This is a genomic window from Gordonia malaquae NBRC 108250, assembly GCF_000344135.1.
GTDB classification, from domain to species: Bacteria; Actinomycetota; Actinomycetes; order Mycobacteriales; family Mycobacteriaceae; genus Gordonia; species Gordonia malaquae.
In genome coordinates this window covers 110,498-136,588 of record NZ_BAOP01000001.1, presented here as the reverse complement: position 1 = coordinate 136,588, position 26,091 = coordinate 110,498, and the positions used below count along the sequence as shown (strand labels likewise).

Annotated in this window: 24 protein-coding genes and 2 tRNA genes; 13 read left to right on the top strand and 13 right to left on the bottom strand. The window is 66.2% G+C overall.

What is annotated here, in order from left to right; all coding sequences use genetic code 11:
- Positions 1 to 840 (bottom strand): hypothetical protein (locus tag GM1_RS00735; protein ID WP_008375828.1); only part of this gene is annotated, 840 nt, incomplete at its 3' end.
- Positions 841 to 905: 65 nt separating this feature from the next.
- The gene (locus tag GM1_RS00730; protein ID WP_008375826.1) at positions 906 to 2,261 is read right to left on the bottom strand and encodes a zinc-dependent metalloprotease; all 1,356 of its coding nucleotides are present in this window, start codon (positions 2,259 to 2,261) and stop codon (positions 906 to 908) included.
- A gap of 72 nt (positions 2,262 to 2,333) precedes the next feature.
- Between GM1_RS00730 and GM1_RS00725 the strand changes: the two genes are divergently transcribed.
- Positions 2,334 to 3,392, top strand: a complete 1,059-nt coding sequence (locus tag GM1_RS00725; protein WP_040519213.1) for a YlbL family protein — start codon at positions 2,334 to 2,336, stop codon at positions 3,390 to 3,392.
- 14 nt (positions 3,393 to 3,406) lie between these two features.
- On the opposite strand, the gene GM1_RS00720 is transcribed toward GM1_RS00725, so the two are convergent.
- Positions 3,407 to 5,290, bottom strand: coding sequence for a YhgE/Pip family protein (locus GM1_RS00720; RefSeq protein ID WP_075052059.1), 1,884 nt, complete (start codon positions 5,288 to 5,290; stop codon positions 3,407 to 3,409).
- Positions 5,291 to 5,392: 102 nt separating this feature from the next.
- Entirely contained in the window at positions 5,393 to 5,956 is a 564-nt protein-coding gene (locus GM1_RS00715) for a PPA1309 family protein (protein WP_008375821.1), read from the bottom strand.
- A 121-nt stretch (positions 5,957 to 6,077) separates the two neighbouring features.
- Here GM1_RS00715 and GM1_RS00710 point away from each other — a divergent pair, with 121 nt between their 5' ends.
- Positions 6,078 to 9,047, top strand: a complete 2,970-nt coding sequence (locus tag GM1_RS00710) for a UPF0182 family protein (protein WP_008375820.1) — start codon at positions 6,078 to 6,080, stop codon at positions 9,045 to 9,047.
- 66 nt (positions 9,048 to 9,113) lie between these two features.
- On the opposite strand, the gene GM1_RS00705 is transcribed toward GM1_RS00710, so the two are convergent.
- The gene (locus tag GM1_RS00705) at positions 9,114 to 9,401 is read right to left on the bottom strand and encodes a hypothetical protein (RefSeq protein WP_008375819.1); all 288 of its coding nucleotides are present in this window, start codon (positions 9,399 to 9,401) and stop codon (positions 9,114 to 9,116) included.
- Between the two features lie 203 nt (positions 9,402 to 9,604).
- Between GM1_RS00705 and GM1_RS00700 the strand changes: the two genes are divergently transcribed.
- The 6 genes from GM1_RS00700 (at position 9,605) to GM1_RS00675 (ending at position 14,511) form a co-directional block, all read left to right on the top strand.
- Positions 9,605 to 10,858: an MCE family protein gene (locus GM1_RS00700; protein ID WP_008375818.1), complete on the top strand. Its 1,254-nt coding sequence runs from the start codon at positions 9,605 to 9,607 to the stop codon at positions 10,856 to 10,858.
- Between the two features lie 83 nt (positions 10,859 to 10,941).
- A tRNA-Met gene (locus GM1_RS00695) sits at positions 10,942 to 11,018 on the top strand.
- Between the two features lie 158 nt (positions 11,019 to 11,176).
- Positions 11,177 to 12,679 carry an FAD-dependent oxidoreductase gene (locus GM1_RS00690; RefSeq protein ID WP_008375817.1) on the top strand — a complete coding sequence of 501 codons (1,503 nt, stop codon included), beginning with the start codon at positions 11,177 to 11,179 and terminating at the stop codon, positions 12,677 to 12,679.
- Positions 12,676 to 13,809, top strand: a complete 1,134-nt coding sequence (locus GM1_RS00685; RefSeq protein WP_008375816.1) for a hypothetical protein — start codon at positions 12,676 to 12,678, stop codon at positions 13,807 to 13,809. Before GM1_RS00690 ends, GM1_RS00685 begins: the two co-directional genes overlap by 4 nt.
- A 4-nt stretch (positions 13,810 to 13,813) precedes the next feature.
- Positions 13,814 to 14,407, top strand: a complete 594-nt coding sequence (locus GM1_RS00680) for a TetR/AcrR family transcriptional regulator (protein WP_008375815.1) — start codon at positions 13,814 to 13,816, stop codon at positions 14,405 to 14,407.
- Between the two features lie 30 nt (positions 14,408 to 14,437).
- Positions 14,438 to 14,511, top strand: a tRNA-Met gene (locus tag GM1_RS00675).
- 45 nt (positions 14,512 to 14,556) lie between these two features.
- Here the strand turns inward: GM1_RS00675 and GM1_RS21820 are convergent.
- Genes GM1_RS21820 through GM1_RS00660 form a run of 3 tightly spaced genes read right to left on the bottom strand, consistent with a single transcriptional unit; the run spans position 14,557 to position 17,602 of the window.
- The gene (locus GM1_RS21820) at positions 14,557 to 15,381 is read right to left on the bottom strand and encodes a UPF0158 family protein (RefSeq protein WP_075052011.1); all 825 of its coding nucleotides are present in this window, start codon (positions 15,379 to 15,381) and stop codon (positions 14,557 to 14,559) included.
- Between the two features lie 38 nt (positions 15,382 to 15,419).
- The gene (locus tag GM1_RS21455) at positions 15,420 to 16,229 is read right to left on the bottom strand and encodes an acyl-CoA thioesterase (protein WP_008375813.1); all 810 of its coding nucleotides are present in this window, start codon (positions 16,227 to 16,229) and stop codon (positions 15,420 to 15,422) included.
- The gene (locus GM1_RS00660) at positions 16,226 to 17,602 is read right to left on the bottom strand and encodes an MFS transporter (protein WP_008375811.1); all 1,377 of its coding nucleotides are present in this window, start codon (positions 17,600 to 17,602) and stop codon (positions 16,226 to 16,228) included. Before GM1_RS00660 ends, GM1_RS21455 begins: the two co-directional genes overlap by 4 nt.
- 54 nt (positions 17,603 to 17,656) lie before the next feature.
- Between GM1_RS00660 and GM1_RS00655 the strand changes: the two genes are divergently transcribed.
- Positions 17,657 to 18,127, top strand: a complete 471-nt coding sequence (locus tag GM1_RS00655) for a winged helix-turn-helix transcriptional regulator (protein ID WP_008375809.1) — start codon at positions 17,657 to 17,659, stop codon at positions 18,125 to 18,127.
- Here GM1_RS00655 and GM1_RS00650 read toward each other — a convergent pair.
- On the bottom strand, positions 18,117 to 18,797 hold the full coding sequence (locus GM1_RS00650) for a TetR/AcrR family transcriptional regulator C-terminal domain-containing protein (RefSeq protein WP_223291404.1): 681 nt from the start codon (positions 18,795 to 18,797) through the stop codon (positions 18,117 to 18,119). The two genes, GM1_RS00655 and GM1_RS00650, sit on opposite strands and share 11 nt — an antisense overlap.
- Before the next feature lie 77 nt (positions 18,798 to 18,874).
- On the opposite strand from GM1_RS00650, the gene GM1_RS00645 reads away from it, so the two are divergent.
- The gene (locus GM1_RS00645; protein ID WP_008375807.1) at positions 18,875 to 19,432 is read left to right on the top strand and encodes an ester cyclase; all 558 of its coding nucleotides are present in this window, start codon (positions 18,875 to 18,877) and stop codon (positions 19,430 to 19,432) included.
- On the opposite strand, the gene GM1_RS00640 is transcribed toward GM1_RS00645, so the two are convergent.
- On the bottom strand, positions 19,429 to 19,881 hold the full coding sequence (locus GM1_RS00640) for a MarR family winged helix-turn-helix transcriptional regulator (RefSeq protein ID WP_008375806.1): 453 nt from the start codon (positions 19,879 to 19,881) through the stop codon (positions 19,429 to 19,431). The two genes, GM1_RS00645 and GM1_RS00640, sit on opposite strands and share 4 nt — an antisense overlap.
- On the bottom strand, positions 19,881 to 20,780 hold the full coding sequence (locus GM1_RS00635) for a dioxygenase family protein (protein WP_008375805.1): 900 nt from the start codon (positions 20,778 to 20,780) through the stop codon (positions 19,881 to 19,883). Before GM1_RS00635 ends, GM1_RS00640 begins: the two co-directional genes overlap by 1 nt.
- A gap of 157 nt (positions 20,781 to 20,937) precedes the next feature.
- On the opposite strand from GM1_RS00635, the gene GM1_RS00630 reads away from it, so the two are divergent.
- From GM1_RS00630 to GM1_RS00620, 3 genes are read left to right on the top strand one after another with little or no spacing between them, the layout of a single operon-like run.
- Positions 20,938 to 21,591 (top strand): hypothetical protein, encoded by a 654-nt coding sequence (locus tag GM1_RS00630; RefSeq protein ID WP_244874745.1) that lies wholly within the window; start codon positions 20,938 to 20,940, stop codon positions 21,589 to 21,591.
- Between the two features lie 31 nt (positions 21,592 to 21,622).
- On the top strand, positions 21,623 to 22,051 hold the full coding sequence (locus tag GM1_RS00625; RefSeq protein WP_008375803.1) for a hypothetical protein: 429 nt from the start codon (positions 21,623 to 21,625) through the stop codon (positions 22,049 to 22,051).
- Positions 22,052 to 22,099: 48 nt separating this feature from the next.
- A complete protein-coding gene (locus GM1_RS00620) occupies positions 22,100 to 23,983 on the top strand; it encodes a propionyl-CoA synthetase (RefSeq protein WP_008375802.1) in 1,884 nt (627 codons plus the stop codon).
- A 23-nt stretch (positions 23,984 to 24,006) separates the two neighbouring features.
- On the opposite strand, the gene GM1_RS00615 is transcribed toward GM1_RS00620, so the two are convergent.
- Entirely contained in the window at positions 24,007 to 24,630 is a 624-nt protein-coding gene (locus GM1_RS00615) for a TetR/AcrR family transcriptional regulator (protein ID WP_008375801.1), read from the bottom strand.
- A gap of 9 nt (positions 24,631 to 24,639) precedes the next feature.
- Entirely contained in the window at positions 24,640 to 26,022 is a 1,383-nt protein-coding gene (locus GM1_RS00610; RefSeq protein ID WP_008375800.1) for a lipase family protein, read from the bottom strand.
- Positions 26,023 to 26,091: the final 69 nt, after the last annotated feature.

Below are 26,091 nucleotides of genomic sequence, written 5' to 3'. Positions count from 1 at the left end.
CGTGTTGCGCGGGTCGGCCCCACAACCGCAGCGCGGGTGAGTCGGCCGGGAGTGAGTGTCCAGGCGGGCGGGCACGCCGCGATACTCCAGGCTCGTGCCGACGAGGCTCGGTTGAACTCGCGACGACGAGACGATCATCGCGACGATCTCGTCGATCTCACCGTGAGCGATGGCGACGGTGGCACGCAGGACTGCGGCAGGAGCGTGGCCGACGAGGTCGAGGAGGCCTGCGGCGACGACGGGCCACTGCGGATCCAGGTCGGTGCGGTGCAGGTCAGCGCATCGCAGGCAGCTCGACATCCCTGGCAGGACGAGCGGTCCCACGACGCCGATGCCGTCGCGCAGATGGACGGGAAGGTGCGGCAGACCCGCCGCCATGAGCAGCCGGGTGAGGCGTGGATCGGGTACCGGTTGATCGGCGATCACGACGAGACCCGCCGTGGGGACGTCGTCGACGGCGAGTCCGGCGATGGTCAACGATTTGGTGAGTTCGCGTGCGACGTCGCCCCGTCCCACGATGTGGATGGGGACGGTCCGGGCTGCCTGCGCGCAGGGGCGGGCCGCCTGGCCGGTGGCGACGAGACGGTCCAGTACGGACCGGAAAGTTCGTGCGTCGAGGCCGATCGCTCGTACTCGCCGCGCGATCGACCGGTAGTCGGTCGGCTCGCGCAGGGACTGAAGCAGTGTCGCGACGGTACGCGGGTCGATGTCGCGATCGACGTCGATCAGGGTTGCGCTGCCGGGATCACACCCGACTTGCACACACGAATCCCGCCGTGCGAGCACCGGGACACCCGGGAGAAGTATCGGCAGGTCGGGGACGTTCGCGGTGGCCGTCATGCCGCCACGATGTCACCCTTGTCCGTTTTCGTCGAATGTGAATTCCACAGGCACGACCTGAGTGCTCAGCTGGACGTGTCGCCGCCCTTGTCGTCGGGGTTCTCGTCGCCTTCCGCGAGGCTGCGTTCCAGTTCGGCGATGGCGTCGTCGAGGGACGAGTCGCCGCCGATCACCCTGTCGATGAACGCGGCAGGGGAGTCGATGTCCTCGCCGTCGGGGAGGAGGTCGGGATGGCCCCAGACACCGTCGCGGACCGTCACGTCGGATGCGTCGGTGAGCTTTCGCCACAGGTCCGCGGCTTCCCTGAGCTTGCGGGGACGCAGGTCGAGACCGATGAGCGTGGCGAACGTCTGCTCGGCAGGTCCTCCGGTGGCCCGCCGGCGACGCATCGTCTCGGTGAGCGCCGCAGTGCTCGGGATGCGGTCCGACAGCGCGTTGCTGACGACGGTCTCGACCCATCCTTCGATGAGTGCGAGGAGGGTCTCCAGGCGCGTGAGGGCTGCCTGCTGCTCGGGTGTGGTCTGCGGTTCGAACGCCGCAGCCGATCCCATCAGCTCTTCCATCTTGGACGGGTCGCTGAACAACTGCTGCGGGTCGATGCCCTCGGCGAGGTTCTGCATGCCGCTGAAGTCGATCCGGATGCCGCGCGCATACTCCTCGACGGTGGCGAGGAGACGCTGCTTGAGCCAGGGGACATGCGTGAAGAGACGGACGTGGGCGGCCTCGCGGGCGGCGAGGAACACGACGATCTCCTGAGCAGGCAGGTCGAGCCCTTCGGAGAATCGCGCGATCGCCTCGGGGAGCAGGACACCGGTGGTCGTCGGTGCGAGAGGCAGCCCGATGTCGGTGGACGTCAGGACGTCCTTCGCGAGAGTTCCGAGTCCCTGGCCGAGCTGGCTGCCGTACATGCTGCCGCTCAACTGGCCGAGAATGCCGATCATCGGCCCGGCCATCGACTTCGCTTCGTCGGGCAGACCGTCGGTCATGCTGCGAGCCATCTGCTCGGCCACCGGGTCGCACAGAGTGCGCCACGTCGGCATCGTGTTTTCCAGCCAGTCGACCGGGGTCCACGCCGCGGTCGTCGTGATGCCGGCGGGCAGCGTGGTCTGTTCGTCGAGCCACACTTCGGCGAGTCGGACTGCGTCGGCCACCGCCGTCGACTCCTTGTCGAGCATCGGGGTGAAGTTCCCGATCTGCTGACGCGCCAGATTGGCGGCGACCTCGTAGTTGACCGGGCCGGAACCGCTGCCGCCGGGCGCCATGCCCGAGCCCATGCCGCTGAACATGGAGCCGAGCTGGTTGAACAGCTGGCCGAGCATGTTGGGGTCGAACCCGCCGGGCACACCGGGGTTCTGACCGTTGTCGTCACGACCGTCGTCGTCTTTGCCGGACGACGAGAATCCGAATGGGAGATCGTTCATGTGCTCCACGGTACCGGGATGCACGCACCTCCCGGCGGGTCGCGACGCACATTGCCGACTACCCTGATCCAGATGACGAGCAACATCACCCGCCGCCGCGTGATCACCATCTATGTCGCAGTGGCGTTGCTGGCCGTCTTCATCTGCCTCGGCCTCATGGTCCGGGTGCCGTATGTCGCGCTCGGACCGGGTCCCACAGTCAACACCCTCGGCACTGCGCAATCCGAGGAGACAGGCAAGCAGGTGCGGGTGGTCAAGGTCGTCGGAGGTGTCGATCCGAACCCGAAGGGCAATCTCAACCTGACGACGGTCTCCCTCTATGACGGCCTCACACTGTTCGAGGCGCTCGGCAAGTGGATGTCGTCGTCGTATGAGCTGCAGCCGCGGGAGTCGTACTTCCCGCCGGACCGGAGCGACGACGAGGTGCGCCAGGAGAATCAGGCGCAGATGTCGGGCTCGGAGGACAATGCGGTGCTCGCCGCATGGAACTACCTGAAGCTCCCGACGGCCGTCGGTGTGACCTCGGTGTCGGACAAGTCCCCCGCGAAGGGCGTCTTGAAGGACGACGATCGCATCCTGTCGGTCGGGGGTGAACCCGTGGCGACGATGGAACGGATGTCGGCGGTCCTCGGGAAGCACAAGCCGGGTGATGTCGTCGACGTGGTGTTCCTCCGTGACGGGAAGCAGCAGACCTCGGCGGTGACGCTGGCGTCGCGACCGGACGACAAGAGCCGCCCGTTCCTCGGTGTGACGATGCGGTCGGTGCCCGCCGACCCGTCGAAGGCGATCGAGTTCGACGTGGGCAGCATCGGCGGTCCGTCCGCTGGACTGATGATGACGCTGTCGATCATCGATCAGATGACACCGGGTGACCTCTCGCACGGGGAGTTCATCGCGGGGACCGGGACGATCGACCCGTCGGGCGAGGTCGGCGAGATCGGCGGCATCGACCACAAGATCCGGGCCGCGAAGGATGCGGGTGCCACGATGTTCCTCGTGCCTGCGGCCAACTGCTCGCTGGCGACGGCCGACGCGCCGGACGGCATCGAACTGGTGAAGGTCGACACGCTGTCCGGCGCCCTCGACGCACTCGGCACCGTGGGCACGGACAAGCCGCGTCCGCACTGCTGAGCAAGGTGTGACCGCTAGGCGGGCTGCGAACCCGCCGCCAGGGGCTCGTCGTGCGGTGCCCGTTCGCGAACCAGCAGCAGATGGACGCCGGTCGCGACGACGCCGATGCCGACCACGATCACGAGTGCGCTCCAGAAGCCGGGCGAGCCGTTGAACGAACTGATGAAGCCTTCTCGGACGTAGGTCATCGGCATGATCGGGTTCAGCCATTTCAGCAGGCCGGGGACGGTCTCGATCATCCAGACGCCGCCGAAGGTGAACATCTGCAGCATGATCCCGGCCAGTGCTGTCACCGCTCCGACTACGTAGCCGCCGATCGCGAACATGACGGCGATGACGGCCGTGTGCATGAGGGTTGCGGCCGCCACCATCAGCAGCGTCTTGCCCAGCTCGGCTGGGTCGGGTGACGGGCTGAGGGCCACCCAGACGATCGCCGTGCACGCGGCGCTCGCGAGAAGGCTGACGCCACCGACGAAGGCGACTCGACGGAGCCAGGTGCGCAGGCTCATGCGGCGCGGCTGGCTCGCCGAGGCGCGCAGCGGCTTGCAGCACATGAACACGATCAGCGGGACCAGCGCCGTCAGCAGGATCAGCAAGAGCGGTGCCGCTCCCGGGCCGTTGAACTGAGCTGCCGCGACGTTCGACGCCTTCGTGTCGACAGGGGTCGCGAGCAGGTCGGCGAGGGACTGCTGTGCGACGTCGTCGCCGAGTTCGGGCGCCTGACGGGCGCCGTCGGACAGGCCGGCGGAGAGTTCGCCCGCACCTGCGTCCAGCTGGTTCGCGCCGTCGGCGAGTTGCGCGGCGCCGGTCGCCGCTTCCTGAGCACCAGTGTTGAGCTGGCCGAGACCGGTGCTCAGTTCGTTCGCGCCGTCGTTGAGCTCGATTGAACCTGCGACGAGTTCGTTGACGCCCGACCGGTAGTCGGCGTTCGGATCGGTCAGCTGATTCGCGATCTCGCGACTGCCCGACGAGAGCTGGGCCAGACCGTCGACGACACCGGTGAGTTCGTCGACGACGCCCCGCAGCGACGGATCGTTGGGGAGTGCGCGTTTGAGGGCGGCGAGTTGTGCGGCGATCCCCTTGGCGTCCACGCCGCCGACGATGGACTCGATGCCGTCGGCGAGTTCGGTTGCGCCCGCGCCGAGTTCGTCAGTTCCCGCCCTCAGGTCGGTGAGTCCGGAGGCCAACTGGCCGGTGCCGTCGGCCAACTGTCGCCCGCCGTCGGCGGCCTCGGCTGTGCCGGGAACCAACTCGTTCTGGAGGCCCTTCGCCAGTTCGGAGGCGCCTGCCGACAGTTCGCTCGTGCCGTCGTGCAACTGACCCGAACCGGTCGCGGCCTCCCGGATTCCCGAACTCAGCTCGTCGAGGCCTGCGACGACGGTCTTGACGCTGCTGCCGGCGGTGCCCTTGACCACTTCGGCGCGGATCGCAGTCATCACGCTGTCGCCGATACTCGACGCGAGGAGCGTGTTGTTGTCGTTGTAGGTGATGGAGATGAGTGCGGGCGCGGTGGTCTTGCCTCCGATCCCCGAGAGGGTGGTGCTGAAGTTGCTCGGGATCGAGACGACGAAGTAGTAGTCGCCTGCGGCGAGCCCGGCCTTCGCGGTGTCACTGTCCACTGCATCGAACTTGAGCGCTCCCGAGTCGAGCAGCGTCTGAGCCACTTCGTCGCCGGCTGCGAGACGGTCGGCGCCGGTGCCTGCGGCGATGTCGTTGTTGACCAGTGCCACCGGCAGGTCTTCGAGAGTCTCGGTCGGGTCCCACATCGCCCACATGAAGACAGCTGCGAACACCAGCGGCACTGTCACGACCACCGCCAGCAGTGCTCGTCGAATGCGGCTGTCGTGCCACGGCCGGTTCGGCGCGGGCTCTGGTACCGCTGGATCTTCGAATGTCACGTCCACTCCCAGTTGATCGTTCGATCAAGTAAATGGAGCAGACGCTATCGACAGAAGCGGGGCAGCGGAAGGCGCTTCGGGAAACCTGTCCCGAATCGTCGGTCAGAACGTCGAGGCGAGGGCGTCCAGGACGTTCGGTGCGAGTGTCGGATGGGTCCGCAAGTCGGACTCGGAGTGCGGCTCGTCGTCGGTCGCCCGCAGGGACAGCAGTGCCAATCGCTGCCCGGTGCGGAGCACTCCGGCGATCAGGCGGGCTTCGCGACGTTCGGGATGACGCTGCGCGGCGTCGCGGGCTGCCGCGTCTGCTGCGTCGGGGTCGGCCAACAGCGGCTCGAACGCCTCGTCCAGCGCCGATTCGGCATCCGGAGGGAGAACAGTGATCTCGGTGACGACCGCGCATCCGACGACGGCGTCAGGCCACGTGACGGTGGTCAGCAGTTCCTCGAGGTCGCCGTCGGATGTCTCCTGAACGACGGGACTCAGCGGCGAATTGTCATCCGGATCGACGAGGTCGGGCGCCTGCAATGCCAGAAACGACGTCGGGACCAGCGCGAACAGCGTCGCCGGCGATCCCCACGGGGCGGCGGCCGCATACCCGGCGCATTGTGCGAGTGCGTTGCCGAGGTCGGCCTGGGAGAAGTTCTGCGGCTGCTGCGGGAAGGTCACCGCCCCATTGTCACAGGTCGTGAGGTCCGTGGAGAAGTCAGCAGGTGCGGCCGCGATCAGTACTGTGGGGGAGGTAGCCGGTGCCTGCTCCGGCGATTATTCACGAAACAGGAGAAATAACGTGGTTGGAGTGCGTGGTCCGATTGGTCGACCGACGCTGTCCCGCAGATCGAAGATTCTGATCGGCATCGGTGTGGCGCTGCTGCTGATCCTGCTGATCGGACCGCGGGTGGTGTCGATCATCACCGACTGGATGTGGTTCTCCGACCTCGGTTACTCCGAAGTGATGTCGACGATGATCACGACACGGATCGTCGCATTCTTCGTGGCCGCGATCGTGGTCGGCGGAATCGTGTTCGGCGGCCTCTTCGCCGCCTACCGCGGACGGCCGGACTTCCCGCCGGTCAGCGGTCCGGGCGATCCGCTGGAGCGCTACCGCGCGGTGATCGGTCGGCGGCCGTGGATCGCCGGAGTGATTCCCGCCGTGTTGATCGGTCTGGTCGCAGGCCTGATCGCACAGGCGTCGTGGGCCACGATTCAGACGTTCATCCACGCGGAGTCGTTCGGTGAGAAGGACCCGCAGTTCGGGATGGACATCAGCTTCTACGCGTTCACGCTGCCGTTCATCCGACTGATCCTCGACCTGGCGTTCATCGCGATCGGCGTCGCATTCGTCGGCAACCTGATCACTCACTACGTGTTCGGCGGCCTCCGTCTCGGCGGCGGCGGACGGCGTGGTGGTCTGTCGGGGCCTGCACGTGTGCAGCTCGCCATCATCGTCGGCTTGTTCATTCTCCTCAAGGCCGTCGGATACTGGCTCGACCGGTACGACCTCCTGAGCAGCGACCGCCGCGGCGACATCTTCACCGGCGGTACGTACACCGACATCAACGTCGTGCTGCCGTCCAAGCTCATCCTGATGGCCATCGCCATCGTGTGCGCCATCGCCTTCTTCGCCGCTGTTGCACTTCGCGACCTGCGAATCCCCGCCATGGCGACCGTGCTCATGCTGCTGTCGGCACTCGCCATCGGCGTGATCTGGCCTGCCGCGATGGAGCAGTTCTCCGTCAAGCCGAGCGCCGACTCGAAGGAAGCCGACTACATCAGCCGAAACATCGCCGCCACCTCGGATGCGTACCGAATTCGTGAAGGCGTCGATGTGAAGTACGAGGACAGATGGACCAGCGCACCCGCCGACCCTGCGAAGGTCAACGCTGACGTGGCGACGCTGTCGAACATCCGCGTGCTCGATCCGGCCGTCGTCTCGAAGTCGTTCGTGCAGCGACAGTCGCTCAAGAACTTCTACGGCTTCCCCGATCAGCTCGCCGTCGACCGCTACCCGGTCCAGGAGAACGGCACGAAGCAGTCTCGCGACTTCATCGTCTCGGCGCGTGAACTCGATCCTCGGAAGTACAACGACAACCAACAGAGTTGGATCAACAAGCACACCGTCTTCACCCACGGCAACGGCTTCATCGCAGCGTTCGCGAACACGGTCGATTCTCCGGCCACCGACGCTGCGTCGGGTACCGACGGAGGTGGACTGCCGAAGTTCCTGGTCTCCGACATCGAGTCGATCCGCCAGCCCGGGTACAAGAATCAACCCATTCAGGTGAAGCAACCGCGTGTGTACTTCGGCGAGATGATCGCCAACGTCGATCCCGACTACGCCATCGTCGGTTCGGCCGACGGCAAGGATCGGGAGTACGACACGGATGCATCGACGTACACCTACACCGCCGATTCGGGGGTCGCGTTGAGCAACGTGGGAACTCGTCTGCTGTACGCGATCAAGTACGGCGAACGGAACCTTCTGCTGTCGGACGCTATCAACGACAATTCGAAGATCCTGTACAACCGTGATCCTCGAGACCGCGTCTCGAAGGTCGCTCCGTGGCTCACCACCGACTCGAAGACATATCCTGCGGTGATGGCCGACGGCTCAGTCAAGTGGATCGTCGATGGATACACGACGCTCAAGAACTACCCGTACGCGCAGCGGATGTCGCTGTCTGCGGCCACGGCCGACTCGCGTGCTGAGAATGCGGGGCAGACGGCGCGCCAGCAGGCCGATGAAGAGGTGTCGTACGTCCGGAACTCGGTCAAGGCGACCGTCGACGCGTACACAGGAGAGGTGACGCTCTACCAGTTCGACACGAGCGACGCAGTTCTGAAGACCTGGATGAAGGCGTTTCCGGGCACGGTCAAGCCGCGATCCGAACTCGACAAGAACAAGGATCTGCTCAGCCACATGCGGTATCCGGAGGATCTGTTCAAGCTGCAGCGGCAACTGCTCACCCGGTACCACGTCGACAACCCGGCGGACTTCTACCGCGCTAACAACTTCTGGTCCGTCCCCAACGATCCGACCGGTGACAACACGCAGTTGCCGCAGCCTCCGTACTACTTCACCGCAGCTGCGCCGAATACTCCGGGGAAGTCGCAGTTCCAGCTGACTTCTGTGACCACTCCGCTCAATCGGCAGAACTTGGCCGCGTACATCACCGTCGGTGCGGATCCGGAGGGCTACGGAAAGCTCACGGTCAAGACGACCCCGACAGACTCGCAGACGGTCGGCCCGCGCCAGGCGCAGGAAGCGATGAAGAACGCTGTCGCGCGGGAGACCACTCTCGTTCAAGGGTCGGTGAACATCACCTTCGGCAACCTGCTGACTCTACCCGTCGGTGGCAATGGCGTCCTGTACGTTCAGCCGTTGTACACCGAATCGAAGGCGGGCGACTCGGCCATGCCGAAGGTGTTCCGCATGCTGACCTATTACAAGTCGCCCGTCGACGGTCAGGTTCGTATAGGTGCTGCGCCGACCATTGGTGATGCGCTGAAGCAGGTCGGTATCGACCCGGGAGCCGCGACCGAACCAGATTCAGACGGGTCGGAACCGAAGACGCCTGACGAGAAACCGACCACTCCGACTGTGCCGAACAAGTCGGGGCCGACGCAGGCGCAAGTCGACGCGTTGGATGCGGCCGTGGCTCAGATGGATGCAGCGCAGAAGAGCGGTGACTTCGCCGCGATCGGCGACGCACTCAAGAAGTTGAAGGCCGCGCTCGCCGATTACCCGTCCGGAAACTGATCGGGATGAACAAGAACCGCCGAGTCCCTCCCCGGGACTCGGCGGTTTTGTTGATAGACGGTGGTGTCAGCGCACCTTGGCGAGGTAGCGGTCGATCTCGGATTGGGTGTTGTCGGGCATCACCGGTGAGTGGTGCAGATGGGTGGTCAAGTGGCGGAAGATCAGTGCCGCCGAGACCAGGCACCCGAGGGCGAGGACGCCGTAGGTGATGTTCATCGTCCGACCTTCCGGCAGGTCGGCGAGGGTGACGATCCACAGCGCCGACAGCGCGCCTCCGGCCAGCAATAGGACAAACGCGAGCAGGCTCATCGGATGATTGCCGTGGCTCTCGTGATGGATGTTGGGATCTGCCATGTCGCCTCCTGGATTTCGGTCGGTCCTGGCGGGCCGGACTGGTGAGTCTCACCCTACTCTCGAAGTGATCGGCATCACATGATGTCCCGATGGAGATCCTTGCTCACGAACCGTGCTCTGGGGCTCGTTTCCTCATGTAAACAACGTTTACACTGCGCACAGTGGGGTAGTCGGGACCCGCACTGTTTCCGGGAAGGGTCGGTATGCCACCGCTCAGTCGTCTAGTGAAGATTCAGCTTGTCGTCGTTGTCCTGTTGGGGCTGGTCGCGTCGGTGTACGGCGGCATTCGGTATGCCCGGATGGATCAGGCGGTGGGCGTCGGCGTCTACCGCGTGACGGTGGAGATGCCCGATGCGGGCGGGCTGTTCTCGGAGGCTCAGGTCACCTATCGGGGTGTCGCCGCCGGACGTGTGCGCGATCTGCGGATGACTCCCGACGGTGTGGAAGTCGACCTGGTTCTCGAATCAAGCGGCGAGCAGATTCCGGACTCCGCCCTCGCTGTCGTGGCGAACCGGTCCGCGATCGGCGAGCAGTTCCTCGACTTCCAGCCGACGTCGGCGGACGGACCGTTCCTTCGTGAAGGCTCGCGTATCGCCGCGTCGCAGGTCCGGTTCCCGCCGAAGCTGCAGGAAGTCACGCAGTCGGCGATCGACCTCACGAAGACTGTCCCAGTCGACGATCTGCGGATCGCCGTCACCGAGCTCGGCAAGGCCTTCGACGGTCAGGGTGACAACCTGACTCGCCTCGTCGACTCCCTCGACAAACTGTCGCAGACCGGCGTCGAGAACCTGGACGACACGATCCAGCTGATCAAGAACTCTCGCCCCGTGTTGGCGACGCAGGCCGAGCAGTCGGACGAGATCCTGTCGTGGTCGAAGAACCTCAACGTGGTCGCGGCGACGCTCGCGTCGTCTGACCCGGCGATCCGCCGGATTCTCACCGACGGACCCCGCGCGGCGACGACATTGTCGAGGTTCCTCGACGACAACGGAGCAGACGCCACGAAGCTCATCCACCAGCTGGGGACGACGGTCGACACGATTGAGCCGGCGTCGTTCGTGACTGGTATGACCTTCGCGATGCTCTCGTCCCTGTCGGCGAGCAGCATGACCACGTCATCGCCGGAGGGGACGATCCGCTTCGGCATCGTCCTCGAGACGGAGAATCCGCCGAGCTGCACGCGCGGCTACGAGAGCACGCAGCGGATGATCGACCAGATCAAGGCGCGCAACCCCGACTTCGACATCAATTACGACGACTTCCCGTTCAACACCAAGGCGGCCTGTTCGGTGCCCACTGGCAGTCCGACCGCGGTGCGCGGCGCCAACAACGCCGACCTGTCGAACCCGGACTTCGTGCAGCCGTGGGACAACAAACCCAAGCGCGACCCCGACAAGCTGAACCTCAATCCGCTCGCCACCCAGTTGGCAGGCCTGATGGGTGTCCGGGCCCGTTGATCGGCTGGTTCGTGCCTTCGATCACGTTGCCGGGTAATCGATTTGCCTCTGCAGTTCACCGCTGTGTAACGTAGTCGATGCAACGCGGGGTGGAGCAGCTCGGTAGCTCGCTGGGCTCATAACCCAGAGGTCGCAGGTTCAAATCCTGTCCCCGCTACCAATAACAAAGACCCGGACCATTCGGTCCGGGTCTTTGTGTATTTCGCTGCCTGCCGATGTCGTCGGCCTGCGAAGCCGCCATGGGGATGGGAGAGGCCCCTTGACACTCATTCCCGCCGAACCATACGCTCATCCAAAATCTGTATGAATGGAGAGACGATGGGATCGAAGCGAGCGGTAGTCCTCGGCGGCAGCGTCGCGGGACTGTGCACGGCGGGTGTGCTGGCACGACATTTCGACGAGGTGATCGTCCTCGAGCGCGACGAACTGCCGGCGGACGCCGAGCACCGTCGGGGCGTGCCGCAGAGCAAGCATCCGCACTTCGTCCTCAACTCGGGGCGCCGCGCGATCGGCACGATCTTCCCCGGCTTCGAGGACGCGCTGATCGCCGCCGGCGGCATGCTCCTCATGCCGTCGAAGGACGCCGCGTACTGCGAGAAGGACGGCTGGGCGGCCCGCAAGTCGAGCCAGATGACGATGGTCTACAGCTCGCGCGTCCTCATCGAACGCGTGCTGCGCGACCGGGTCCGCGAGATCCCGAACATCGAGATCCGCGAGGGCGTAAGCGTCACCGGACTGCTCACCACCGGCGGCGGCACCGCGGCCGGCCGGATCACCGGCGTCACCTTCAGTGACGGCGACGCGCAGTCCCTCGACGCCGACCTCGTGGTCGACGCCCTCGGTCGCGGCACCAAGGTCCACGACTGGCTCGTCGCCGCAGGCTGGGCCCAGGCACCCGAGCAGACCCTCGACGCCAAGGTCACCTACACCTCCCGCTGGTACGACCTGCCCGCCGACCGGCCCGCCGACTGGTGGTGGCAACACATCGTCGTCACCCCGACGCAGGACACCGGCGTGCACCCGGAAGAGCACGAGTACCTCTCGAACTTCTTCCCGATCGAGGGCAACCGGGTGATCGTGTGCATGGGCTCGTGGGGCCTGACGATGCCGCGCACGGTCGAGGACTTCGAAGCGGCCGCCGACCGCGTCCGCACGCCCGTCTTCGGGCAAGTCTCCCGCGAATGCGAGCCGCAGTCCGGAGTGCACCTGACGAAGTCGACGGGCAACAAGTGGCGGCGCTATGACCTCCTCGACGCCCCGCCCGTCGGCCTCATCGCGATCGGCGACTCGATCTGCGCCTTCAATCCGTTCTACGCGCAGGGCATGAGCTCGGCGGCGCGGTCGGCGCTGGTCCTCGCCGAGGTCCTCGCCTCGCGCAGCACGATCGACAGCGCGTTCCACCGCGAGTTCCTCGACAAGCAGAAGGTGTCGCTCGACGTCCCGTGGATGCTTGCGATGGCCCGCGACCAGGCGTACGACTTCGCCACCGGTACCGAGACCGTCGCCCAGTGGCGCCGCAAGCTCGCCGCCCGCTTCAGCTGGCCGGTGTTCAACGCCATCACCTCTGCCGCCGCCGAGGACGCCTACGTCGACGAGAAGTTCACCGGCGTGTTCAACCTCGACACGTCGCTGAAGGAGATCAGCACCGACCCGCAGTTCATCCTCCGAGTGCTCCGCTACAAGGTGCGCGCCGCCCTCGGCCGCACCCGCATCCCCGGAGGGTTCGACGTCACGAAGCTGCCTCCGGGCACCGACTACACCGACCCCGACAACCCGGTGGCGCACCGGCCCGTCTACGTCGACGAGCAGGTGCCGGCATGAGCTTCACCTGCGAGCAGGACGCGCGCGAGGTGGCCGACCATCTCGGCTTCGTCTGCGACGACGCGAATCCGATCGTCACGTTCCGAAACCCGTTCGGCCTCGACAACTGGACGCTGCCGATCCTGGAACTGCTGATCGTCGCCGGCGCCGTGTTCGCGCTGATCCACGCGTGGCGACGGTGGCGACGCGACGGCGACGCGGTGAATCTGACCCTGTGGTTCGGCTCCCTCGTGTACCTCGCGATCATCGAACCGCCGCTGTACTTCCCGTCGTGGTTCGGGTTGAACGAGTACGTCGGCTTCATCTTCTCGCACAACGTGTTCACCGTGCAGTTCATGTTCGACAGGCTGCCGCTGTACATCGTCGCGTTCTACCCGGTGATCTCCGCCGTCACCTATGAGGTGGTGCGCGCGCTCGGGATCTTCGAACGACGCGGCCCGCTCGCGGGCGCGGTCGCCGTCGCGTTCGCGAGCCAGGTGTTCTACGAGACGTTCGACCAGCTCGGACCGCAGCTCAAATGGTGGGCGTGGAACCCGGACAACATGATCAATCAACCGATGTTCACCTCGGTGCCGATGAACAGCATGTGGGTGTTCGCGTCCGTGTCGTTCGGCGTGCTCGCGTGGCTGGCCGCGAAGTTCTCCGCGACCAAGGACCTGTCCGGTGGTCAGGTGACGCTGCGGACCCTTGCGGCAGGCATCCTGACGCCGATCCTCATGGTCGTCCTCGCCGCGCCGACTCGCGTCGGAGTGAACACCGGCGGGGAGGCGACGCTGCAGCGGACCCTCGTCATCATCTTGTTGGCGATCCTGTGGCTCGTCGGACTGTGGCTCCTGATCGAGGGCACCCGCGCCACGTGGAATCGGCCGATCGGGTTGGCGTCGCCGCAGTTCGTCCGGGTGTATCCGGCCCTGTACCTCGGCGTCCTCACGGTCCTGTGGATCGCCTCGGCGCCCGAGTTCCTCGGCGCCGTCGACGGGGTGACCGACCGGGGAACGCCGATCGGCAGCGCCTGGTACTCGATCTTGTGCATCGCGGGGTCGGCGTGGTTCGTGATCGCCGCGATGCGGGCGGCCCGACCGGCGGGCGCGGTGGCCGGCGTGGGGGAGAAGGGCGCTGTGGCAGTCTGAGGCCATGGCCAAACACGGGTGGGGCGGGGAGCCTCCGGCGACCGACGAGGAGGCGCGGCAACGGATCGTCGACGCGACGGCCCGGTGCATCGACAGGTACGGCGTCGCGAAGACGACGTTCTCCGACGTCGCCGCCGAGCTGGGAGTGACCCGCCAGACCGTGTACCGGCAGTTCGCCGGCATCGGTGAGATCGTCAGCGAAGTGGCCGCCCAGGGCGCCGCAGACTTCGTCGACCGGCTCGTCGCGCACCTCGACGGACGTGGCGAGCCGGCCGACGCAGTCGTCGAGGGCATGCTGTTCTGCCTGCGGACCGTTCCCGGCGACCCCCGCCTCAACCTGCTCCTGCAGATCGGCGACACCGGCACCTTCGGCCGCAGTTCCACGTCGGGGAGCGTCGTCCAGTACGGATCGTTGATGCTGCGTCGGTTCCCCGTCGACTGGGCCGCCCACGGTTACACCGACGGCGATCTCGACGGTCTCGCCGAGATGATCATGCGGCTGTTGACGTCGTTCCTGCAGAATCCGTCCGAGCAACTGCAGGACGACGATGCGATGAGGACGTTCCTCGAACGCTGGCTCGCCCCCGCACTCGGATGATTCCGGGGCCGTGTACAGTAGAGAACGCAACGCGGGGTGGAGCAGCTCGGTAGCTCGCTGGGCTCATAACCCAGAGGTCGCAGGTTCAAATCCTGTCCCCGCTACTAGAAGAGAAAGCCCGGACCATTCGGTCCGGGCTTTCTTGTGTGTCAGCGGGTGGCGGCGGTGATCTGCTCGATGAGTTCGTCGCGGCGAGCCTCGCGGGCGGCGGTCTCCCAGGCCGCCTCATCGTCGGTGATCACCTCGAGGTGCCGCAGCCATTCGATCGTGTCGATCGCGCCGAGCGTCTCTTGGAACGGACTCCACAGGACCCCGACTTTCGTTCGATGCTGGAAGAGGACGTCTTTGAAACGGCGGAACGGGCGGCGTCCGTCGAGTGCCTCGCGTAAGTGCGACCGCAGATCGCGGTCGGCGACGGCGTCGGTGAAGGCTTCCAAGTACGTGTACTGCTCGTGCGAACTGATGCTGTTCACATGGTGGACGTCCGCGGACTCGTCGCTCCAGTCGAATTCCGTCAGAATCCGGCCGGTGGAACCGTCGATGTACAACTCCATGTCGTCGACTTCGGCCATCATTCGCGTGTCTGTGAGCAGGTCTATGTCGAGATCAGGCAGGCGCGTGACTCTCTGCGGCATCGGCACCAGTTTGAGTCGTGGCGAGGAGGTCTGGGACGGCTGGGGAGGCGGTGCGTCGAGTGTGCCGGTCTCGACGCTGTCGAGGTACAAGAACAAGGGTGGCTCGACGCCGGCCTCGGCCCGGATGCGGGCCACCTTCGCCGATTCGAAGAAGGCGCGGGCATCGGCGTCGGACGACCACGTCGACGAGTGGACCACCAGATTCGTGTCACCAGTGGACCTGAGTACCTCGAAGTCGGTTTCGCCCGCCGCGGCCCGCAGGTCGGCGGCGGCGTCGAAGTGCTTCTTCCAGGTGTTGTACTCCTCGACCCGGTGGACGACGATCACTCGGACAGTCATGGTTCAACCGTAGCCGGAGGCGTTCACGTCGGGGCTCCTCAGGCGACGGGAGCGGTGGGTCGGACGATACGCAGTTGCGTCGACGACGCGAGGTGAACTCCATCGGGAGTCCAGAGGTCAAGCGACTCGCTGAGCCAACCGTCGTCGTCGGCGTGGGGAGTTCGAGCGCGCAGCAACACCCATTCGTCGTCGATGCTCTGCGTCGTGGGCGCGAAATGCACGGCCATCCGAACCGTCGGGATCGGTGCCAGGACAGTGAGCGTCGCCGCGTACGACGGCGCCAGTGCGTCGGCAAGGATCAGCAACCGCGACTGCGGTTCGGGGGCGGGTCCGGTGAGACGTATCCACGCGCACAGTTCGGCGTCCTCGCCCCCGGTGTACGGGAGGGTCGACGTGGCGGGACGGATCTCGAACGCGGTGGCCAGCGGCATGAACTGCGGGTCGATGACGATCGGCGACGCCGACTCGATCGGCGTGACGCCGGAGGGCGGCCCAGGGGACAGGCGGTGCGTGATCGGAGCGTCAGCGCATGCGGTGAACACGGCGTCGGCGGTGGCGACGATCGAACCGTCGGGCGCAGTCGCGGTGGCCGTCACCTGTGCGTTGCGTCGCCCCCGGCGCAGCACGCTCACGTGGACGCTCGGCATCTCGCGTGTCGGCGCGATGAACTGGGTGGTCAATTCGACGGGCCGGAACGAGGCATCGACGGCGCGGCGCATCCGGCCGAGCAGCATCGCCGACAGGATCCCGCCGTGGAGGCCGCCGAACCCGTACACGGTGCGCAGGCGCTCGGAATCGACGCTGTGGCCGTCGAGCAGACGGTGCAGGGTGGTGAACTGGTCGGTCATTCTCGGTTCTCCTTGGTGACGGCGAGCAGGGGCGCGCCTGCGATCAGCGAGACGGCAGCGGTGACCCACCACGTGAGGTGGAAGTCGGAGACGTCGGACGCAGGTCCGAGGCACGCTACGGCCACCGCGACGCCGACGGCGATACCGACCTGGCGGGCCATGCTGAGCACGCCCGACCCGGTGGCGAACCACTGCGCGGGGAGGGCGGATGTTCCGATCGCCATGGCCGTCGGCGTGATGAGCCCGACGCCGACGCCGGTCAAGAGGGCTCCCGGCAGGATTGCTGCGGCGTACGTTGAGTCGGCCTGGACAGCGATCGCCCAGCTCGCGGCACCGACCGCGAAGACTGCTCCGCCGAGGCCGGCGAGCCACTGCGGCGAGATCCGGCCCGTGAGACGCCCGGCGAGAACCGCCACGATCGGAACGATCGCAGGGCCGGGCGCGATGCCGACACCGGCTCGCAACGGGGACCAGTCCCAGGCAGCTTCCATCCACAGGATGACCGTCAACAGCATCGCCCCGAAAGCGATGTGGAAAACGAGGAGGGCCGCGGCGGCCGGAATGATCCGCGGAACTCGCAAGAGTTGAGGTTCGAGGATCGGGCGTCGTCCGAATGCGCTTGTCAGGCCGGTAGAGGCGAAGCCGGCGAGTGCGATCACGGCGAGGATCGCCGTCTGGGCAGACGTCCATCCCCACTCTCCGCCGTTGACCAACGCTGCTACCAAAGCGGCGATCGAGCCCGCGAGAACCGTCGACTGAATCAGGCCGAGGTGATGTTCGCGGCGTGGTGTCGAACGAGCGACGAGGAACCACGTCGCCACCGCAGCGACGCCTGCGATCGGGATGTTGATCAAGAACACCCATCTCCATCCGAACTCCGCGAGACCGCCGCCGACAACCGGTCCGAGTGCGGCGCCGAGTCCGCCGAGCGCGGCCCAGAGCCGGACCGCCCCGGCGCGCTTGTCTGGCGACGTCCCCTCCAAGACCACCCCGAGGGACGACGGTGTCATGAGTGCCGCGCTCGCGCCCTGGAGTGTCCGCATCACGATCAGCGCGGTGAGCGACGTGCTGAACGCACATCCGGCCGATGTGATCGCGAAGAGGGCGAGGCCCACGACGAGCGCACGGTGGCTGCCGATCCGGTCGCTCAGTCGGCCCGCCGGTATCAGGAACGCGGCGAACGCGATCGTGTACGCGTTCAGGATCCACGAGAGGCCCGACAGGTCGGCGACGTTGAGGTCGTCGGCTATCTGAGCGAGGACGACATTGACCACGAACAGGTCGAATCCGGAGAGGAGGACGGTTGTCGCGACGATTGGAATGACTGCCCGACTCGGTGTCGGAGTCGACGCCCGGCTAGTTAGTTGTGTCATGAAACGGACTGTAGACGAGATGCGTTCTATGAAGCAACTGACTATGATGGGCGCATGCGCCGCGTCAGCTTCGTCGACATGAACTGCTCCATCGCCCAGAGTCTCGAGGTGATCGGGGAATGGTGGACGCCGTTGATCCTGCGTGACGCGCTGATGGGCGTCACTCGATTCGACGAGTTCCAGTCACGGCTTGGAATAGCCCGGAACGTGCTCAGTCAGCGACTCGACACCCTCGTGGAACACGGGATCTTCACGACGGTCCAGTATCAGGAGCGGCCCGTCCGGCACGAGTACGTGCTCACGCCGAAGGGGCGTGACCTGTGGCAGGCGTTGATGATGCTCCGGCAGTGGGGCGATCGTTGGTATGCACCTGACGGTGCGCCGGTGGAAGTGGCTCACACTTGCGGCTCGGTCGTCGAGGCTGAGCTGCATTGCTCTGAGTGCGGCGAGCGACTGCATGCACGAGAACTCGAGCTCCGGCATGGTCCCGGTGCTCCAGACGGCGGAGTGCTGCCTAGTCGGTGACGGTCGACGGCCGACGCGCGATCACTCCGTCGATCAGGAACTCGACGGTGTAGCGGAACTCGGCATCGGCGTCGAACCGCGCGAGCTGCGGCGCCACTTCGACGACCGCTGACAGTTCGCTGCCTGCCAGGTCGGACTCCCGTTTGGCGATCGCCTCGGTGTTGGCGATGCCGAACGTCGGAACGGCGTTGACCTCGCGTAACAATGTGCCGACGAGTGCCGCTAGCGTCGCACGCATCAGATGCACGGCGTCGTCGGTGGAGAAACCTGCACAGTGCATCGCGGCGAGTGCCGTGTTCACCGGGGCGAGTGACGCCATCGACGTCAACTGCCTCGTCAAGATCAGCGGCGCGGCGGCGCGGTGATTCAGGGTGCCTGCTCGAAACGCGAAGGCGATGGCGCGCAGGTCGGTGCGCAGGTCGCCCGTGAGTTCCGGTGCGGTGATCGACCCGAGCAGGCGTTCGGCGACCGCGTCGAGAAGGTCGTCGATGCCGCCGACGTGGTTGTACAGGCTCTTCGGGTCGGAGGAGAGCTGGCGTGCGACCGATCGCATGCTGAGCGCGTCGATGCCGTCGTCGTCGATCAGCTGCAACGCCGCGTCGACGATCGTCTCCCGGGAGAGTCGCGCTTCCCCCTTGGGTGGTCGCCCGCGGCGCGGTGAAAGGTCCACGGACTCATTGTGCCGCATACCTTGAATTAATCCACGGTGTGGGTATATGTTGGCGGGAACTGCTGTAGGAGGCCGTCATGACCCGTTTTGAACTCCCGCCCGAGCATGTTCTCCGTGCCCGCGAGAAGCTGGTCCTCGATCACTTCCATGACGAGGTGGCCCAGGACTGGGATGCAACGCTGTCCACCTTCCCTCATCCTCACTACGAACTGATCGCACAGATGACCGTCCATGACGGCTCCCGCGAAGTCCGGGACTACTACCACGACACGCGCGTCGCGTTCCCCGACCAGGACCACGAGATCATCTCGTTCCGGCACACCGTCGACGCCGTGGTCGTCGAGTTCTGGCTGCTCGGCACCCATCTCGGTCCGCTCGGCAAGATCCCGCCGACCGGATCGTCGCACCGCACGCGGATGACCGCCTACTTCATCTTCGACGCCGATGAGAACCTGATCGTCGAGCGCATCTACTTCGACCAGCTGACGATTCTCAAGCAGCTCATCGGTGGTCTCGACAAGCGCGACCCGCGCGACCTGCTGACAATCGGTCGGGCGGTGGTCGGACTTCTCGCGATGTCGGGCGACGAGCCCGACTCGCGACTCCTCGACACCGTCCCGCCGCAGTTCGACTAGTTCTGCTCGGCGAGCGTTGACGCGATGTCGCGCAGTTGCTCGACCTGAGTGGGAGACAGCCGATCGAACACTCGGCGACGGACCTCGTCGACGTGACCGGGCGCGATGCGCACGAGCAGGCTCGCGCCGTCGTCGGTCAGGGAGACGTTCTGGATCCGCCTGTTCTCCGGGTCGGCGCATCGAGCGACCCAACCTCGCTTCTCCATGCTCGTGACCGCGTGGGTGAGACGTGACGGGCTGGTGAAGCTGTCGCGGGCTAGCTGTCCCATCGTCATCGTGCGATCGGGGGCGTTGGAAAGCAACGCGAGCATCGAGTAGTAGACATGACTGATCCCTGCGTCGGTGCGGAGCTGCTGGTCGAGTGCCTGAGGCAATTGATTGATGACGGCGAGCAGGGGCAGCCACGCATCCATCTCCGTGGTGGTGAGCCAGCGCGGTTCGTCGGGCATCAGGCCGCCTGGAACGACCGCTTGGCGAGGCCCATCGCAAAGCCGTCGATCGCGGTCGTGACCGGTGCTGCCGCATCGGTCGCCGCGCCGAGGGTGACGAAGATCGGTGTGAAATGCTCAACCGTCGGGTGGGCGAACGGCAGTCCCGGAGCGAGGCTGCGGAATCGTTCGAGAGCGTCGACGTCGCCTCGCGAGAGGGCGTCGGCCGCCCATTCGTCGAACTCGGTCGACCACGTCGGGACGATGTCCGGGCGAGACCAGTCCAGGTAGGGCAGGCCGTGTGTCATGAACCCGGATCCGACGACCAGCACTCCCTCGGAGCGGAGCGCTTGCAGGCGCCGGCCGATGGCGAACAGCGCCTGTGGGTCGTGTGTCGGCATCGACAGTTGCAGGACGGGGATGTCCGCCTCGGGGTACATGACCTTGAGCGGCAGCCACGCGCCGTGGTCGAGGCCGCGAGTGCGGTGCTCGTAGACGCGCTGGGTGTCGGGCAGGACGTCGATCAGGCGTTGCGCGAGACCGGTGTTGTCGGGGGTGTCGTATCGCATGCGGTAGTACATCGGGTCGAAGCCGCCGAAGTCGTAGACGAGTTCGGTCGGCGCAGTGCTGGTGATTCCGAGCTCGTCCGACTCCCAGTGTGCGCTCACGATGAGGATCGCGCGGGGCCTGGGCAGAGCTTGCGACCAGTCGTGCAATTGGCGCATCCACTCGGCGTCCTCGAAGGTCGGAGGCGCTCCGTGGGACAGGTACAGCGCGGGGAGGGGGCCGTCGTCTGGAGTCCAGGCACGGTGGGGCGTCGCCGCGGCGACGGCTGCGGCGTGGACGAGATGGCGTGCGAACGGGTGATCGGCGCGGATCGTCGCGTCGGCCAGCGCGGTGGTGCTGTGTGCAGCTGTCATCGAAGACCTCCGAGCAGTTGTTTCAAAGTTGAAATGACTATACCTCCAAACATTTCAACTTTCAAATACGGGGAAAGAGTGTCAGAGGTGCGAGCTATGTTCAGGGCAGATCGAATCGATTCGGGGGTGTCGGGGGGATATGTCGACGGCAATGGATATGGAGTGGGACGATGCGATCGGGCGGGCCGTGACTGCCCAGCGGCTGCGGTCCTATCGGCTCGTCACGCGGGGTGACGAGCACGCGGCTCTGCGCCTGTACGACTGGAACTCTGTGGCGGCTGCCGCGGTCCTGGTCACGGTCGCGATGGTGGAGGTGACCGTCCGGAATGCGATGGACGCACAGCTCATGGCGTGGGCGGGCAGGCGAGGGGACTCGTCCTGGTTCGACACGATCCCCCTCGACGACCGCCATCTCGGCGATCTGGAGCGGGCGATGAGAGCTGTGGAGCGAGGGCCCGGCGGGTCGGACTTCCACGGCAAGGTCGTCGCCGAACTCGGATTCGGATTCTGGCGCTGCATCGTAGCGGAGCGATACCTGACGACGTTGTGGGTTCCGGCGCTCAACAAGGCGTTCCCGAACGGGTATCGCGACGTCAGGGACCGCCGGGCGCGGGTCGAGCGGCACCTGTCGGGGCTTGTGACCGTGCGGAACCGAGCGGCACATCATGAGCCGATCCATCGCCGTGACCTGCTCGGCGATCTGAGGGCGGCGGTTGAGCTCGCGACGTGGGTGGACGCCGACGCTGGCGCCTGGGTGGCCGCCAGATCGCCGTTGGAGGGGGTGGTCCGGCGCAAACCGCGTGTGGGGTGATCGGCGGGGTTGTCGTGAAAGAGTGGGAGGCATGACTCTGACTCTCGCGACGCAGGTCGCGCTGATCGCAGCTGGCGTGATCTTCCTGTGGGCGCTGGTTCTCGGTGTGTGGAAGTTTGCGCAGATCATGCGCAGTCCGGACGGCGCGGCGCACATCTACGTCGACATCGCGCACCGTGCCGCGCTCATGTACTCGTTCGCGACGGCGATGCTCGGGGTGTTTGTTCAGTTCAGTGCGTGGAGCACGGCCGTGAACCTCGTCGCGCTGGTCGTGGTCGTGTTCTTCTTCGTCACCGCGATCGCGTCGTACTGCCTGCACGGCGCCCTCCGCGACACGGAGAACCAACTGCATCCGAAGTCGCCGATGATGACCGCGTCGATGGTGGCCCTCATCGTCGGCGAGATCGGCGGAACGGCAGTCATCCTGCTGGGGTTCATCGTTGAACAAGTGGGCGGCTGATCGCCGCCCGAGTGACCGTCGTCACCAGGAGTTCACTACGGTGGCGACATGGGATCCTACGCAGACGCTTTCGCTCGCAGCATTGATCACCCCGACGACTTCTGGCTCGAGGCCGCGGCCGGGGTCGACTGGATCACCCCGCCGACGCGTGCGCTGGACGACTCGAACCCGCCGATCTACCGATGGTTCCCCGACGGCTCGCTGAACACGTCGGCCAACGCGCTCGACCGCCACGTCGCATCGGGCCGAGGTGATCAGGTCGCCTTGATCTGGGACTCGGCGATGACGTCCACCGTCCGGACGTACACCTACGCGCAGCTGCTCGACGAGGTCGCGGCGTTCGCGGGAGTGCTTGCGGCGCAGGGCGTCACCAAGGGCGACCGCGTGGTGATCTACCTGCCGATGATCCCGGAGGCGGCGATTGCCATGCTCGCCTGCGCCCGCATCGGTGCAGTCCACTCGGTGGTCTTCGGCGGATTCGCAGCGCCCGAACTCGCCACCCGGATCGACGACGCAGAGCCGGTCGCGGTGATCACCGCCTCGGGCGGTCTCGAGCCGGGCCGCGTCGTCGAGTACCTCCCGCTGGTGAAGGCCGCGATAGACCAGGCGACCTCCGCGCCGAGCACGGTGATCGTGAAAGACCGGGCCGAGGTGCCCGGTTCAGCGTCCGACTACGTCGGCTGGCTCGACTGGGACGCCGAGCGCGCGGCAGCGTCGCCCGCCGCTCCCGTCGAGGTGGCGGCCACCGATCCGTTGTACATCCTCTACACCTCGGGAACCACGGGGAAGCCGAAGGGCGTGGTCCGTGACAACGGCGGTCACGCCGTCGCACTGACGTGGTCGATGTGGAACGTCTACGACATCTCGCCGGGCGACGTCTGGTGGACGGCGTCCGACGTCGGCTGGGTGGTCGGCCACAGCTACATCGTCTACGGGCCGCTGCTCGTCGGCGCCACGACCGTGATGTACGAGGGCAAGCCGGTCGGAACGCCCGACGCAGGTGCGTTCTGGCGGGTGATCGACCAGCACCAGGTGGCCGCACTCTTCACCGCGCCGACCGCGATCCGCGCGATCCGCAAGGCAGACCCCGACGCGACCGAACTCGCCAAGTACAACACGTCCACGCTGCGGACCCTGTTCGCGGCGGGGGAGCGGCTCGACCCCGACACCTACACCTGGGCGTCCGAGGTGCTCGGTGTGCCGGTGGTGGACCACTGGTGGCAGACCGAGACCGGCTGGGCGATCGCCGCCAACCTCCGGGGCCTCGAGCCGATGCCGATCAAGGCGGGATCGCCGACTGTGCCGGTGCCCGGGTACGCCGTCGAGATCGTCGACGCGACCGGCGGAGCGGTGGCCGCAGGCGGGGAAGGCAACATCGTGATCCGACTACCGCTGCCGCCCGGCACCCTCGCCGGACTCTGGCGTGACGAGGATCGGTTCCGTGCGTCGTACCTGAACACCTTCGAGGGCTACTACCTCACCGGCGACTCGGGATACATCGACGCCGACGGCTATGTCGTGGTCCTGGGACGGTCGGACGACGTCATCAACGTCGCCGGTCACCGACTGTCCACCGGCAGCATCGAGGCCGTCGTGGCCGCACATCCCGCCGTCGCCGAGTGTGCCGTCATCGGGATTCACGACGATCTCAAAGGCCAGCGTCCGAGCGGGTACGTCGTCCTCAAGGCGGGCGTCGACATCGACGACGACACTCTGCGGTCCGAACTCGTGCAGCGGGTGCGCGACGAGATCGGGGCGGTCGCGACGTTCCGTGACGTCACCGTGGTGGCGTCACTGCCGAAGACTCGCTCGGGCAAGATCCTCCGCAAGACGATGCGGCAGATCGTCGACGGCGAGGAGTACGCGGTCCCGTCGACGATCGAAGACGCGTCGGTGCTCGATGCGCTGGTGGAGCAGCTGACTCAGTACTAGCCAGCACGACTAGCCCAGCACGACTAGCCCAGCACGCCGGGCCTGAGCATCCGGCGCATCACGCGCATCACGTCGTCGACGGTGGTCGACGCATCCTCCGAATGCTCGACGATGGCGGCGTTGACCGCGCCCAGGTAGGCAGCCCACGCGAGTGGGTCCGACGCGGTGACGTCCATGCCCTGCTGCGCGCCGCGCTCAGAAACTGCGGCCAGCAACGAGGCCCACTGGAGCCGACGTTCGCGACGGTGAGCCTCGAAGCCCGGGCTCACGCCGACCACCTCGATGAAACTCACGCGGATGCGTTGCGGGCTGTCGGCGTAGTACATGACAAACGCCGTGATTCCCGCACCGAACATCTCCTCGAGAGTGGACTGCTTCTCGAGTTCGACGGCGATGGCGTCGGAGACCGCGGCCATCGCGGCGTCCTGCGTCTCGTCGTACAGCGCCTTGAGGAGATCCTCCCGGTCGGCGAACACCTCGTAGAACTGCCGCGACGACAATGCGGCGTGTTTGCACACGGCGGGGATGGACGTCCCCGCGTACCCCTGCGTTCCGAAGAGCTGCAGGCCCGAGTCCAGGAACCTGGCGCGGCGCAGTCGGCGGCGGTCGTCGACGGACTGTCCTCGATAGCTCCTGGACTCGGTCACTCATCCAAACTACTTGCCACGCCCGATCGCCGCGCCGAACAGTGCGGCGAGGTCGGTCCCGATGGTGCGGGAGAACGTGGGCCACCATTTCGCGTCGGTCGCCATCGACAGTTCATCGCGAGTGGTGCAGCCTGGCGTCGCGGGCTTCCCGTCGAGCCGGTCCTTCAGCCACAGGAACGCCATCGGCGCACCGGCGACCTCACCGATGATGTGCTCGGACAGGTGGTCCCGGGTGTAGGTGATCGACGGCCCGGGGGCGGCGCAGTACTTCTTCACCAGAGTGTTCACCTGGCCGACGGGGACGATCTCGTCGAGCTGTGAGTTCCAGATGTACATCGGCATGTCCGGGCGGGCGCGTCCCATCCTGGTATCGGAGAGAAGCCGCTTGACGCTGGGTGCGTTGAGCGCGCCGCCGGGCCAGTCGATGAGTCCTGTGTTGTTGAGGAACGGGAACGTCGCGGCCTGGTACTGGACGCAGAGCGGACCCTTCAGATCGCGGAGGCCTTTGCCGAGCGGGTTCAGACGACGGTCGAGGAACGAGTCGAAGTACTTGTACTCGCGAGCCAGGCCGAAGACGGCGCCGAGCACCAAGCCGCTGGTGGCGCCGTTCTGCGCGGTGCGCAGCAGCGAACCCAGGTCGGCGGGCACGCCGCCTTCCGCGGCACCCACGATGTTCAGCTCGGGCGCGTACGACTGCTTCAATTCGGCGGTGTGGCCAGTCACGATGGCACCGCCGGAGTAGCCGTACAGGCCGATCGGCGAGGCGTCGGTGATCGTCGACGGGGCGAACTGCTTGGCGGCCCGCAGGCTGTCCAGCGTGATCCGCGCGCCGAGCGGACCCGCGGCATAGGCGTGGTTCGGCCCCTCATGGTCCGGCAGGACGAGTGCGTAGCCCTGCGCGAGAAAACCCTGTCCGACCAACAGCTCGGCCGGCGCCACGACCTGACCGAGCAGCGGACTCGCGTTCAGGTGTTGGATCGCGTACGACGTCGAACAGTAGCCCGCGGTCGAATCCTCGGCGATCTGCATGGAGATCACCTTTCGCGGGCCCTTCGTCGTGCCGCGCGGCTTCAGGATCGTGGTGACCGCGGGAATCGCCCGTCCGCTGGTGTCGGTGGAGCGGAACGACAACTGCCAGGCGTCGACGTTGAGCGGTGCGACGCCGAAGTTCGCCGCGTTGATTCGCCGAGCTCCGAGGATCTCGCCGGGGGATGCCGCGGCGACTCGCGACTGGGCGGGCCGATAGAAACTCGAGTCCAGTTCCTGCGGCAGCGGCACCAATGGCGCCGGAGCCACCCGGACGGACGACGGTGCGGCTGCCACCGGGGCCGCGATGAGCGACACTCCAGCGGCGGCCGCGACCAGGTATGCGATCGCCTTCTTCACGCGCATGACGTTCTCCCCTTCATTGTGAAACATCAACATTTCAGAATTGAGAGGAGAATACGCCGGTGTGCTTCA

Bases quoted from the DNA above. Each gene is read 5' to 3' on its own strand.
- GM1_RS00730 (WP_008375826.1), bottom strand. From the start codon at position 2,261: ATGAACGATCTCCCATTCGGATTCTCGTCGTCCGGCAAAGACGACGAC.
- GM1_RS00725 (WP_040519213.1), top strand. From the start codon at position 2,334: ATGACGAGCAACATCACCCGCCGCCGCGTGATCACCATCTATGTCGCA.
- GM1_RS00705 (WP_008375819.1), bottom strand. From the start codon at position 9,401: ATGGCAGATCCCAACATCCATCACGAGAGCCACGGCAATCATCCGATG.
- GM1_RS00700 (WP_008375818.1), top strand. From the start codon at position 9,605: ATGCCACCGCTCAGTCGTCTAGTGAAGATTCAGCTTGTCGTCGTTGTC.
- GM1_RS00690 (WP_008375817.1), top strand. From the start codon at position 11,177: ATGGGATCGAAGCGAGCGGTAGTCCTCGGCGGCAGCGTCGCGGGACTG.
- GM1_RS00685 (WP_008375816.1), top strand. From the start codon at position 12,676: ATGAGCTTCACCTGCGAGCAGGACGCGCGCGAGGTGGCCGACCATCTC.
- GM1_RS00680 (WP_008375815.1), top strand. From the start codon at position 13,814: ATGGCCAAACACGGGTGGGGCGGGGAGCCTCCGGCGACCGACGAGGAG.
- GM1_RS21820 (WP_075052011.1), bottom strand. From the start codon at position 15,381: ATGACTGTCCGAGTGATCGTCGTCCACCGGGTCGAGGAGTACAACACC.
- GM1_RS21455 (WP_008375813.1), bottom strand. From the start codon at position 16,229: ATGACCGACCAGTTCACCACCCTGCACCGTCTGCTCGACGGCCACAGC.
- GM1_RS00660 (WP_008375811.1), bottom strand. From the start codon at position 17,602: ATGACACAACTAACTAGCCGGGCGTCGACTCCGACACCGAGTCGGGCA.
- GM1_RS00655 (WP_008375809.1), top strand. From the start codon at position 17,657: ATGCGCCGCGTCAGCTTCGTCGACATGAACTGCTCCATCGCCCAGAGT.
- GM1_RS00645 (WP_008375807.1), top strand. From the start codon at position 18,875: ATGACCCGTTTTGAACTCCCGCCCGAGCATGTTCTCCGTGCCCGCGAG.
- GM1_RS00640 (WP_008375806.1), bottom strand. From the start codon at position 19,881: ATGCCCGACGAACCGCGCTGGCTCACCACCACGGAGATGGATGCGTGG.
- GM1_RS00635 (WP_008375805.1), bottom strand. From the start codon at position 20,780: ATGACAGCTGCACACAGCACCACCGCGCTGGCCGACGCGACGATCCGC.
- GM1_RS00630 (WP_244874745.1), top strand. From the start codon at position 20,938: ATGGAGTGGGACGATGCGATCGGGCGGGCCGTGACTGCCCAGCGGCTG.
- GM1_RS00625 (WP_008375803.1), top strand. From the start codon at position 21,623: ATGACTCTGACTCTCGCGACGCAGGTCGCGCTGATCGCAGCTGGCGTG.
- GM1_RS00620 (WP_008375802.1), top strand. From the start codon at position 22,100: ATGGGATCCTACGCAGACGCTTTCGCTCGCAGCATTGATCACCCCGAC.
- GM1_RS00610 (WP_008375800.1), bottom strand. From the start codon at position 26,022: ATGCGCGTGAAGAAGGCGATCGCATACCTGGTCGCGGCCGCCGCTGGA.